Source organism: Pseudomonas sp. 05T35, from assembly GCF_056396605.1.
Genome location: NZ_JBFTLU010000161.1, coordinates 1 through 11,099, shown reverse-complemented (window position 1 = coordinate 11,099; position 11,099 = coordinate 1). Strand labels below are relative to the sequence as shown.

Here is an 11,099-nt window from a genome sequence, read left to right as displayed (position 1 = left end):
CGGCCAGACCAACCAGCCCTTCATTGCCCACCACGGAAATTTCCGCCGAAGCGCCGTCTTCCATCACGTAAAGCAGAGAGATGATGGCGTCGGTGGGGAAGTAGACATGCTGCAAGATATCCCCAGATTCATACACGACCTTACCCAACGGTAAGGACACTAACTCCAACTGGGGGGTCAGACGTTCCTGGACATCAACGGGCAGTGCAGCCAGCAGGCGATTCTGTAGAGGAGTCATTTATTTGGGGACAACAGCAGTGTTGGTCTAATGCATTGAACATCATCCCTTAGCTCCTTGATCAACCCCGCAACATCGTGTCCGTTCTGGAATTTCATTACAGAAATGCCAGTGACCACAAACATCTCCCTTTCACTGCCAGGATGGAAAATCCTCACGGTGAGTGTTAAATCGTGCGCCACAACGCATTCACACTTATTTGGAAGGAAGCTCTTCTCGATGAGATGGCAAATTTCTACTATCGATATCATTTGCGTTGGACTTCAAGGAGAGTCAGTCAAAGGGCTTCCCGATGGGCCTAATCGTCAGTATGTATGTGCCTCGCGCAAAGGTTAGATCCGTTTGGAATTGTCTAGCCAGATCCCAGGATCGGAGGCCTATTTCTTTACGTCTATCTGGTTCTTCAACCGTGCAATCGAGTGTGAGCTCTATTTTGGGGGGGGCACCCCGGTTTCAAGGGCTGGGTGGGGAGGCCGGCTAGATGATTCTCAGATTGATTTTCCCGGTTGGGGAACTGGTGCAGCCTGCGATATTTTCCAAGGGCGACCGGATCTTCGTTGAAGATCAAAAGATCGCAGCCTTCGGCGCCTCCCACAGGAGGGGGGATGGCAGTTGGATTTCTGGATGCCAGAAACAACAAAGCCCTCGTATTTCTACGAGGGCTTCGTTTTGTATGGTGCCGGCACCAGGAGTCGAACCCGGGACCTACTGATTACAAGTCAGTTGCTCTACCAACTGAGCTATACCGGCGTGTTGGGCGACGATTATAGCGATTGGCGGGCTTCTGTAAACCCCTGATTACTGACTATTTTTCAGCAGGACCCTGACAAGGTTCGTGCCCTTGTGTGTGCTTGAGCGCTCCGAGGCTGGTTTTGATCAGCCTGTGGTTATCGCGCGTTGTAAAAAGTGCTGTCCGCCGGGATGCTTTTGTTGACGAATGACATGGCCCCGATCGTGACGTTGTCACCGATTGAAAGGCTGTCGGCGATGATGCAGCTATTCGCCCCGACGCTGACGTTGTCGCCAATCACCAGGTTGTACTCGTCCAGGCCCATGGTTTTTATGCCGATTGTTGTGTTTTGGCGAATGAAGAAATTTCGACCGATTTTGACGTAACCGGTGATGACGACGCCAGGCAGGTGGCCGATGCGAAAACCCGGTCCTATGTCGGCATCAATGCTGATGTCGACCCCGTACTTGAGGTTGATTTTTCTCTCCATGCGCTTGGCATAGAGCCGCGCGAACGCATTTCCGCTATTCAGGTACTGGGCAAACCTGAACCAGAACAAATACCGGAGGGTGTTGTTCCTTCTGATTCTTCTGAGGATGTTGCTGATCAGCCCGATGCGGCTTCCAGGTTTTTTCTTGTTCGAGACTTCTGAGCGCCAGTGCAGGATCAAGGTGTCGAGAGTCATTGCGTTGTTTCCGCCTGATGTAAGGTCTGGAGCGTCAGGTGCGAACCAGTACGTTCTTGAGTGTCTGAATCGCCCGCCACGAGCGGCTGTTGCGCAGTGCGTGCAGCTCGGCCTCTGCGCGGTCGGCGCGTTGGCGTTCGGCGTTCAGCGCGGTTTCGAGGTCTGCAACCGGGTGGCTGAACTTGTGGCCTTTGCAGAACTGGAAGTCATCCAGATTGCACGGTGGAATCTCGAATGCAGGCTTGAGGTTCAGGTGTTCTTCGGCCAGGTAGAAGGTGTTGATACCGTCGAACAGCACCGGGTGGTAGCCGGCCTCGGTGACGATTTTTTCCCAGGTCTGGTCGCGGTTCCATGGGGTTTCAATGAGCATGATCCACGGTCGCCATTGGACGAAGTCCATGCCGCGCAGTACGGTTTCTTCGTGGCCTTCGACGTCGATTTTCAGGAAGTGGATCGGGCCTTTGACGTGTTCTTCGCAAATCGACGCCAGGGTGCGCGAGGTGACGGTCTGGGTCTGCACATGCATGCCCGCATCTTTGTGCTGCTGGGCGATGGCCGGGTCGAGGGTCGACAGGCCGGTGTCGGCGATGCCGTAGAACGTCAGGGCTTCAGCGGTTTCGCCAGCGACGCATTGCAGGTTGATGTCTTTGGGGCGTTGCTGGCACAGCGCGTCGTAATAAACCTGCACCGGTTCGACGTTGATGCCGGTCCAGTTGTGGTCGTAGAACGCTCGGGTCACGGAGTCGTGGCTTGGGTCATTGGCGCCGATGTCGATGTAAAAGCCGTTCTCGATGTTTTTCAGTACGCGCCACAACCGGATGTCTTCGAAATTTTGTGCATAAGAAATGAGCGTCACGGTCTCTTCCTGATAGCTCGAATTGCCTGGGAAATGGGCGCGTGCGTTGAATGTCGCAGCGGGTCAGGCTCAGGAGTGTAGCGATCTTCAATCAGAAAGTGTGCGGGTATAGCGGCCAAAGACGGGGAGTGTGGCAGGCCCGCCGAGGGTTCGACGGGTCTGGACTTGCAATGGCGTTAGCCGGTTACACGCCGTTTTTAACGGCGTTGATCAGGGCCTGGCTCAGGACTTGGGCGGGAGCCACCTGTACGCTTTGGGTATAGAACGGCGGCAGGTTCTGGGCCAGTTGCGACAGCGCCTGCGCTGTGGTGTTGCCTGGCAACAATACGTATTGCAGGTTCGACGGATAGCTTTGCGGCACCGGGCCCTCCATGGTCGAGCCGTACGCGCCGAAGGTCATCACCGCTTGAGGGGTGGTCGGGTCTGGTGCGTAGAGGAACACGAAGGTGCCGTATTTTGGGTGTGTCAGGTATTGCTCGGCCTGGGCACGTACCGCCGGGTCCGGGTCGTTCATCAGGGTCCAGCGCATGACCGCATAGCTGCGGGTGGTTTCCATGAATGCCGTGCGAATCGGCGACTGGTTTTCCACGCCGCCCAGGCACACCAGCAGGTTGCCAAAGGGATCCAGCAAGGCCACAGAGTTGAACACACTGGCTTGCTGGGCGGTTTTCAGCAGCGGCGGCGCCAGTTCCGCACCAGGGTCACGCGGGTTGCTGGAGGTGACCGTCAAGGCGTACGGACTCACTTTGGTCAATGCCTGGCGTACCGGACTGTTCGCCGGCAGCGTGGCCGGGTTTTTCAGTTTCGAAGGCTCAAGACCGCTGTTGTTGCTCGCTTTGCGCACTGTGTCGACGCTGGCAGAGAAGATCGAGCTGGTGAGGTAGTACGCCGCCGAGTCGATGGTCTGACCGCCAAACACCGGGCTCATTGAGCCTTGATAAGCACGGCTGACAGGCGCGGCGATTGCGTAATAGCCCCAGGTTTTTTGCGCTTGTTGACGAATGTGCGGTGGCAGCGAGGGGAAGGTGAACTGGCTGTTGTAGTTGATCCCCGCGTAGTCATCGATCGCACTCACGGCGACGTTGAATCCGGCCGTGAGCAAAGCGCCGGCGCACATGGCGCAAGGGTCCAGCGTGGTCACAATGGTCAATTTGTTGGGCGGCGGAAGCTTCAGCGATTCCGCTTTTGCGTAGTACCAGTCCACCAGTTGTCGCTCGCCATGGGCGGTCGGGTCATGGGGCAGGAAGTAGGTGGTGCCGCTCCCCGGAAAAGGCATTAACACGTTGTTGTGAAGTGCTGCGATGACTTCGCCGGTAGCGTTGTTGATGATCGCCCCGCCAACGGCGAAGGTTTGTTGAATGGCCGCGAGAATGGCTTCGTTGGCGACGGTATCGACGGCTTCCTGTGCACTTTTCAGTGTGGTCATTGTGTCCCAGCTCCTTGCTGTCCTGAGTGCCAGAGAGTTCTGACGCCTGGCAACGATAGTTCAGATAGTGGAGGTTGGTTATGACCTTTCGGATTAATGCTTATGCACAGCGGGAGGTGGTTTCGCTGCGTTTACGGCTTATTTTGTGGAGCAGTTCTCAACAAATCGCAACTGGCTGTTTTTTCGCCTGTTTTTTAATGTGAACAAAAAATGACCAAGCGCATTTATGGCCTATAAGCCATGGATCCAAAGGCTTTTGTCAAGTTTCATCAACAGACTTATCCACAGGCTGTTGATCGAAATGGAGGGGGTTATCGACGCTCGGCCAGCAGCATCAGATTGCGCGGCGTCAGTGGGGTTTCGCAGAACAATCCCAGGCGCACCGAGTAACCCTGTTCTTCGAGAAACAGCGCTCGGTCAAGTACCAGCCACAGCTCCAGCGGGCGGCGGAACAAGCCGCGCAGCAGCTCCAGATTGCGCACCCGGGCCAGGCGTTCCCAACCAGCGGCTTCCAGCGCCGACCAATCCTGCGCCGGGACTGTGGATAAGTCTTTCAGCGCCGCGAGGTCGCGGCAGTAATCGGCGAAGGGTTTATCCAGCCAGGCGCTGGGCAACGACGGTGTTGGCAGGTAGTCGTCACAACCGCGCAGTTGCCGTTGCAGCAGGTCGAAAGCCAGTCGGCGGGCCATGGACATGTCGCGTTGACGTCGGACGCGGGCACCGGCGGTAACGGTTTCGCTCAGCGGTAGCGCCAGATCGTCGAGGGAAAGCTGTAGGCCGGAGCCTTTTGCTGCGTCGGACAGCGGCTGATACTGGCGAGCGTTGATGCGGTTGTAACAGCAGGGCGCAATGGCCAGTTGTTTGCAGCCGGCCGCGCTGGCCAGTTGCATCAGCCGTACATGCAGATCGCCGCAAGCGTGCAGGGCGACCGGTGTCTGATCGGCGTTCAGACGCGCCGCCRCATCGGCTGCCATCACATCTTGTTGAAGATGGTTGACCGCAAGGTGATGGTGTTGGCTCAGCGCTTGACCGCTGGCGATCAGCGCCGGGTCATATTCCAGGCAAGTCAGCTGTTGGCCAGCTTGCAGCAGGCGTCGTCCCAAATGACCTTTGCCCGAGCACCAGTCCAGCCAGTGCCGGGGTTTTTCGGCAAATTGCAGGCAACCGGCGAAGGCTTCGATCTGCTGCCATTTACGGCCGGGCACGTCGACGTTCAGTCGTCGGGTCGCAGGCTCGGTCGAATGAACGGGAAGGTTGCCTACAGCGCTGAGGGTGATGGCCTGTGCGGCCAGTCCTGGAAAAGGTGCAGGCGCCTGAAGGTCTTCAGGATGGTTATGACTGGTTTCCGCGTCTTCCAGCGAACGCTGGCTTAGCCAATCCGCCAATTCTGGATAGGTCGTTTCCCACGGCAGTTGCAGATGGGTAAACGGCCTCGGTCGCCAGAGTACCTGGTGTTTGGTCAGGAACCCGTCCAGCGCCTTGAAACGGGCGAGTAACTGCTCGCCCGCAAGCACCGGCCGATCAGCGTCCCTGGCAGGCATCGACGCGTAACCAGCGCTCCAGCAGCTTGAAGCCACGCACCAGAATGTAGACCATCAACAGGTAGAACATGCCAGCCGCGAAGAAGATCTCCACGGGCAGGTAGGTCCGGGCAATGATGGTGCGGGCCATGCCGGTCAGTTCCAGCAAGGTGACGGTGYTGGCCAGGGCGCTGGCCTTGAGCATCAGGATCACTTCGTTGCTGTAGGCCGGCAGGCCAATGCGCGCGGCACGCGGCAGGATGATGTAGAACAGCGCCGTGGGGCGCGACATGCCCAGTGCCCGCGCTGCTTCGATCTCGCCCTTTGGAATGGCCTGGATCGCCCCGCGCAGGATCTCGGCGATGTAGGCTGCAGTGTGCAGGGTCATGGTGGCGGTGGCGCACCAGAACGGATCGCGCAGGTACGGCCACATYGCGCTCGCGCGGACCGCATCGAACTGCGCCAGGCCGTAATAGACCAGAAACAGCTGCACCAGCAACGGCGTGCCACGGAAGAAGAAAATGTACGCGTAAGGCAGTGCGCGCACGTACCACAGGCGCGACGAGCGGGCGATGCCCAGCGGAATTGCCAGCAGCAAGCCGAGGACGACGGCGATGGCCACCAGTTCCAGGGTCAGGGTCGCGCCCTGTGCCAGTTTCGGCAGCCACTTGATGATGACTTCCCAATTCATTGCGTGCTCCTCGCGAAGCCGCGAGCGGCGCGTTTTTCCAGCAGGTGCATGCCGGTCATGGCCAGAATCGTCAGGCCCAGGTACATGAAGGCCGCGACCATGTAGAAGGTGAACGGCTGCTTGGTCATGGTCACGCCGTTTTGCGCATGACGCATGATTTCTTCCAGACCGATCACCGACACCAGTGCGGTGTCTTTCATCAGGATCATGAACAGGTTGCCCAGACCCGGCAGGGCGATGCGCCACATCTGCGGCATGATCAGCCTGGTAAAAATCCGGAACCTCGAAAGACCCAGCGCAACACCGGCTTCGCGGTGACCCTTGGGGATCGCCAGAATCGCGCCGCGGAAGACCTCCGTAGCGTAGGCGCCGAAGCACAGGCCGAGGGCGATCACGCCGGCGGCGAAGGCATTGAGCGCGAGATCGGGATTACCAAAAAACTCGCCCAGGACACGCATCAGGTTGACCGTGCCAAAGTAGATCAACAGCACCCAGAGCAATTCCGGGATGCCGCGAACCAGGGTCGAGTAGGTGCCGCCAAGCCATTGCAACGGCTTGTACGGGGAAGTCTTGGCCAAGGCGCCGAGCAGGCCGAGCACCAGTCCCAGGCATAACGCGCAGAGGGCCAGTTTGACGGTCATCAGCGCGCCAGCGGCGAGCGCCGGGCCGAATCCGTAGAGGTCGATAGTCATGGATTTCTATTCAAGTTGCCGCAGGCATTGCCAAGGACCGGCACCGTCAGAGTACGGCGCCGGTCAGGCCAGTCAGAATCAATAGATGCTGAACGGGAAGTACTTGTCGTTGATCTTTTTGTAGGTGCCGTCAGAGACGATTTCTTTCAGTGCAGCATTCAGCTTGTTACGCAGCTCGTCCTGACCCTTGCGCACGGCAATGCCGATTTTGTCGCTTGATACAACCGGTTCGCCTTTGAACTCGTAGTCTTTGCCCGCATCGCTTTTCAGCCAGTCGTAGTTGGCGTATTTGTCGGCGAGGATCGCATCGACGCGACCGGAGGTCAGGTCCAGGTAGGCGTTTTCCTGAGTGTCATACAGCTTGATGGTGACGTCGTTGCCGTAATTGTCCTCAAGCCAGGTGCCGGCCAGGGTGGCGCGCTGGGTGCCGATGATCTTGCCTTTGAGCGAGTCCTTGTCGGTTTTGAGGTCGACGTTCTTCGGTGCGATGAACTGCAGTTTGTTCGAGTAGTACGGGTCGGTGAAATCAACGGCCTGCTTGCGATCGTCTGTAATCGACAGCGAGGAGATCAGGAAATCGAACTTCTTGGCGTTCAGTGCCGGAATGATGCCGTCCCAGTCAGAGGTAACGACTTCACATTCGACCCGCATCTTGGCGCACAGGGCGTCGCCGATGTCTTTGTCGAAACCGACCACCTGGCCGCTGGCATCTTTATTGTTGAACGGTGGGTAAGCCGCTTCGATGCCCATCTTCAGTTTTTCGGCGGCCATTGCATTGGCCGAAAACACCAGTGTGGCGGCCGCGGCCAGGAGGAGTTTTTTGTAAGTCTGCATGTAGGTAGCTCCGTTAGCGGTTGCTGGACATGAATTGTTTGCAGCGCGCCGAAAGCGGGTTTTCGAACACCTGCTGGGGCGATCCTTGCTCTTCTATGAGCCCTTGGTGAAGGAACACCACTTCACTGGACACCTGACGGGCGAAGCCCATTTCGTGGGTGACCAACAGCATGGTGCGACCTTCTTCGGCGAGCGCGCGGATCACGTTTAGTACTTCCTGAACCATTTCCGGGTCAAGCGCGGAAGTCGGCTCATCAAACAGAATGACTTTTGGCTGCATTGCCAAGGTACGGGCGATGGCGGCACGTTGCTGCTGGCCACCGGAAAGTTCTGCCGGGTAGGCGTGACGCTTGTCGGCGATGCCGACCTTGGCCAGCAAGGCTTCCGCCACTTCGATGGCTTCGGCCTTGCTTTGCCCGAGGACGCGGCGCGGCGCTTCGATGATGTTGTCGAGCACACTCATGTGCGGCCACAGGTTAAAGTTTTGAAATACAAAACCGATTTCGCTGCGCAGGCGATTGATCTGCTTGCCGTCGGCGGCGACCAGTTCGCCGTTTTTCGAAGGCTTGAGCTTGAGCTCTTCGCCGGCCACCAGAATCTGGCCCTGGTGCGGGTTTTCGAGCAGGTTGATGCAGCGAAGGAATGTGGACTTGCCGGAACCGGAGGAACCCAGGATCGAGATCACATCGCCGTCGCGTGCGGTCAGCGAGACGCCCTTGAGCACCTCAAGCGTCCCGTAGCGTTTGTGCAAGTTGCGGATTTCAAGCGCGGGCGTGGCCTCAGCCATGTGCGGTCCTCATTGTGTCTGTTGTGCTCCTGCTGTTGGCCGGGCATTCCTGGCGAGGCGCCAAGCTAGCATGGCGGTCGAATGGCGGCCAACAGCCCCACGGGGCGTAGACGGGCAGTGCGTGACCGGTTGTCGCATCAGCGCAGCAGACTGTCGCGGCATCAACAACCGATCCCACGCTTGAAGCCATGTCTGTGTGGGTGTCGCGTAAAAAAAGGCGCGATGGTGCCAGCTTTGGCCGGGTGTTGGAAGCGCTAACCGGACAAACGTTCCCGATCCGCACTTTTAGCGTACAGCCCGCGTAAACCGGCGGAGTGAAACATTTTGGCGCAATTATTGCGTGCAGAATAAGGAACGCCCCGTTGGATTCTTTTTACGAGAAGGACGCCAAGCGGGATGGACGCAATCGCTTTTCCTTACAAAGGTAGTTTCAATGAGCAGTACCCAAAGCTCTAATGGCCTCGAACAGGGGCTCAAGCCGCGCCATGTGACCATGTTGTCGATTGCCGGTGTTATCGGCGCCGGTCTGTTCGTTGGCTCGGGTCACGCCATCGCCGCTGCAGGCCCGGCCGTGCTGTTGGCCTACGCTGCCGCCGGTATGCTGGTAGTGCTGGTCATGCGCATGCTTGGCGAAATGGCCGTTGCGTCTCCGGACACAGGCTCTTTTTCGACCTACGCCGATCGCGCCATCGGTCACTGGGCCGGTTTCACCATCGGCTGGCTCTACTGGTGGTTCTGGGTGCTGGTAATCCCGCTGGAGGCCAACGCCGCCGCGACTATCCTGCATGCCTGGTTCCCTAATGTGGCCATCTGGGCATTTACCCTGATCATCACGTTGCTGCTGACAGTGACCAACCTGTTCAGCGTGAAGAACTACGGTGAGTTCGAATTCTGGTTCGCTCTGATCAAAGTCCTGGCGATCATCGGTTTCATTGTCCTCGGTGTCATGGCGATCTTCGGCTACCTGCCAGGCAGCCAGGTCAGCGGCGTTTCGCACCTGTTCGACACCCAGGGTTTCTTGCCAAACGGCATGGGCGCGGTACTGGGCGCCATCCTGACCACCATGTTTTCCTTCATGGGCACCGAGATCGTGACCATCGCGGCCGCGGAGTCGAAGAACCCGGGCCAGCAAATCTCCAAGGCCACCAATTCGGTGATCTGGCGGATTGGCTTGTTCTACCTCGTATCGATCTTCATCGTTGTAGCGCTGGTGCCATGGAACGATCCGGTTCTGGCCAGCGTCGGTTCCTATCAGACCGTGCTTGAGCGCATGGGCATCCCGAACGCCAAGCTGATCGTCGACCTCGTGGTGCTGGTTGCTGTGACCAGTTGCCTGAACTCGGCGCTGTACACCGCTTCCCGCATGATGTTCTCCCTGGGCAAGCGTGGTGATGCACCGGCCGTTTCCCAGCGCACCAACAAGAGCGGCACGCCTTACTGGGCCGTCATGTTGTCTACCTGCGCAGCGTTCCTCGCGGTGTTCGCCAACTACGTGGCCCCGGCTGCGGTGTTCGATTTCCTGCTGGCCAGCTCCGGCGCTATTGCGCTGTTGGTGTACCTGGTGATCGCGATTTCGCAACTGCGCATGCGCAAACAGCGCATGGCCCGCGGTGAAAAAATCGCCTTCAGCATGTGGCTGTTTCCAGGCCTGACCTATGCGGTGATCGTATTCATCGTGGCGGCCCTGACCATCATGCTGTTTCAGGATGCCCATCGCGTGGAAATCCTTGCCACGGGGCTGTTGAGCCTTTTGGTGGTGGCTGCCGGTTTGTTTGTGGCTCGCCGTCGCAAACTGGAACAGCGTGGCGCGGTCGTGTTGAGCTGATTCACCCTGCGTAATGAAAACGGCCGCTGTCAGGAATGACAGCGGCCGTTTTTGTTTCTGGTGCCGACTTCAATCGAGGTGTACCCAATCCTCTACGCGCAATCCGGGAACACGCTCAAATTCACGAAGATTATTCGTCACCACAATGAACCCTTGTGAGCGCGCGTGTCCGGCGATCATGTGGTCGTAAGGGCCTATCGGTGTGCCCGCCTTTGCAAGTTCCGAGCGAATCATTCCGGTGTGGGCAGCGGCTTCGTAGTCGAAGGGCAGGACTTCAAGACGAGCTGCAAAACCTTCGATGACGGCCAGGTTCTTTTCCGGCGCCGCCGATTTTTCAGCGCCGTAAATCAATTCCATCAACGTGACCGCGCTTATACACAGCTGGCCGTGATGGCGATTGAACGCTTCGCGTACGACCTGTGGTTTGTTCTTGATGGTAAAAATGCAGATGTTGGTATCGAGCATGTATTTGATCATCAGAACGACTCGCGCTCCTGATCGGCCGGTTGCTCGCGGTCAGCCATAAAATCGGCAGTAACGTTATCGCCATCGAACCAGCTATCCCAGGCTTCATCGGCCGGCGTGATGATGCGAGCGCGGCCAATGGCTACAACGTTGACGCGCTTGACGTCTTCAGGCATTGCCACGGCTTTGGGCAAGCGGACGGCCTGGCTTCGATTGCTCATGAAAAGGGTGGTCTGTTCCATTGGGGTGTCCTCCGCTTTTGGTGCGCTTAGAGCCCAAGAATAGGTTGTGGCGGGGATATGTCAACGGGATATACGCTGGAGCTGATGAAGGGTAGCGCCAGCTCTTCG

General features: G+C 57.9%; 12 protein-coding genes, 1 tRNA gene and 1 pseudogene. 1 reads left to right on the top strand and 13 read right to left on the bottom strand.

Going from position 1 to position 11,099, the window contains the following annotated elements; genetic code table 11:
* From AC1DH9_RS14365 to AC1DH9_RS14315, 11 genes and pseudogenes are all read right to left on the bottom strand, one after another.
* Positions 1–238 (bottom strand): annotated as a pseudogene (locus AC1DH9_RS14365) (Crp/Fnr family transcriptional regulator); the annotation flags it as partial.
* A complete protein-coding gene (locus AC1DH9_RS14360) occupies positions 235–489 on the bottom strand; it encodes a DUF1652 domain-containing protein (protein ID WP_427546337.1) in 255 nt (84 codons plus the stop codon). The gene AC1DH9_RS14360 and the pseudogene AC1DH9_RS14365, both read right to left, overlap by 4 nt.
* Before the next feature lie 423 nt (positions 490–912).
* Positions 913–988, bottom strand: a tRNA-Thr gene (locus AC1DH9_RS14355).
* Positions 989–1,125: 137 nt separating this feature from the next.
* Positions 1,126–1,653, bottom strand: a complete 528-nt coding sequence (locus tag AC1DH9_RS14350; protein ID WP_427546335.1) for a serine acetyltransferase — start codon at positions 1,651–1,653, stop codon at positions 1,126–1,128.
* Between the two features lie 34 nt (positions 1,654–1,687).
* Positions 1,688–2,509: an FkbM family methyltransferase gene (locus AC1DH9_RS14345; RefSeq protein WP_427546333.1), complete on the bottom strand. Its 822-nt coding sequence runs from the start codon at positions 2,507–2,509 to the stop codon at positions 1,688–1,690.
* A gap of 184 nt (positions 2,510–2,693) precedes the next feature.
* Positions 2,694–3,935 (bottom strand): nucleoside deaminase, encoded by a 1,242-nt coding sequence (locus AC1DH9_RS14340; RefSeq protein ID WP_427546331.1) that lies wholly within the window; start codon positions 3,933–3,935, stop codon positions 2,694–2,696.
* A 311-nt stretch (positions 3,936–4,246) separates the two neighbouring features.
* Positions 4,247–5,476, bottom strand: a complete 1,230-nt coding sequence (locus AC1DH9_RS14335; RefSeq protein WP_477808327.1) for a methyltransferase — start codon at positions 5,474–5,476, stop codon at positions 4,247–4,249.
* Complete coding sequence (locus tag AC1DH9_RS14330; RefSeq protein ID WP_477808326.1) at positions 5,457–6,146, bottom strand: ABC transporter permease; 690 nt, start codon at positions 6,144–6,146, stop codon at positions 5,457–5,459. Before AC1DH9_RS14330 ends, AC1DH9_RS14335 begins: the two co-directional genes overlap by 20 nt.
* Complete coding sequence (locus AC1DH9_RS14325) at positions 6,143–6,838, bottom strand: ABC transporter permease (protein ID WP_427544637.1); 696 nt, start codon at positions 6,836–6,838, stop codon at positions 6,143–6,145. Before AC1DH9_RS14325 ends, AC1DH9_RS14330 begins: the two co-directional genes overlap by 4 nt.
* Positions 6,839–6,916: 78 nt before the next feature.
* On the bottom strand, positions 6,917–7,672 hold the full coding sequence (locus AC1DH9_RS14320; protein WP_427544639.1) for an ABC transporter substrate-binding protein: 756 nt from the start codon (positions 7,670–7,672) through the stop codon (positions 6,917–6,919).
* Positions 7,673–7,685: 13 nt separating this feature from the next.
* Positions 7,686–8,459 (bottom strand): ABC transporter ATP-binding protein, encoded by a 774-nt coding sequence (locus tag AC1DH9_RS14315; RefSeq protein ID WP_427544641.1) that lies wholly within the window; start codon positions 8,457–8,459, stop codon positions 7,686–7,688.
* Between the two features lie 433 nt (positions 8,460–8,892).
* Between AC1DH9_RS14315 and gabP the strand changes: the two genes are divergently transcribed.
* Entirely contained in the window at positions 8,893–10,284 is a 1,392-nt protein-coding gene (gene gabP, locus AC1DH9_RS14310) for a GABA permease (protein ID WP_427544643.1), read from the top strand.
* Positions 10,285–10,353: 69 nt separating this feature from the next.
* Here gabP and vapC read toward each other — a convergent pair whose 3' ends face one another.
* On the bottom strand, positions 10,354–10,761 hold the full coding sequence (vapC, locus tag AC1DH9_RS14305) for a type II toxin-antitoxin system tRNA(fMet)-specific endonuclease VapC (protein WP_145016703.1): 408 nt from the start codon (positions 10,759–10,761) through the stop codon (positions 10,354–10,356).
* Positions 10,761–10,991: a type II toxin-antitoxin system VapB family antitoxin gene (gene vapB / locus AC1DH9_RS14300; RefSeq protein ID WP_054595147.1), complete on the bottom strand. Its 231-nt coding sequence runs from the start codon at positions 10,989–10,991 to the stop codon at positions 10,761–10,763. Before vapB ends, vapC begins: the two co-directional genes overlap by 1 nt.
* Between the last annotated feature and the right edge of the window lie 108 nt (positions 10,992–11,099).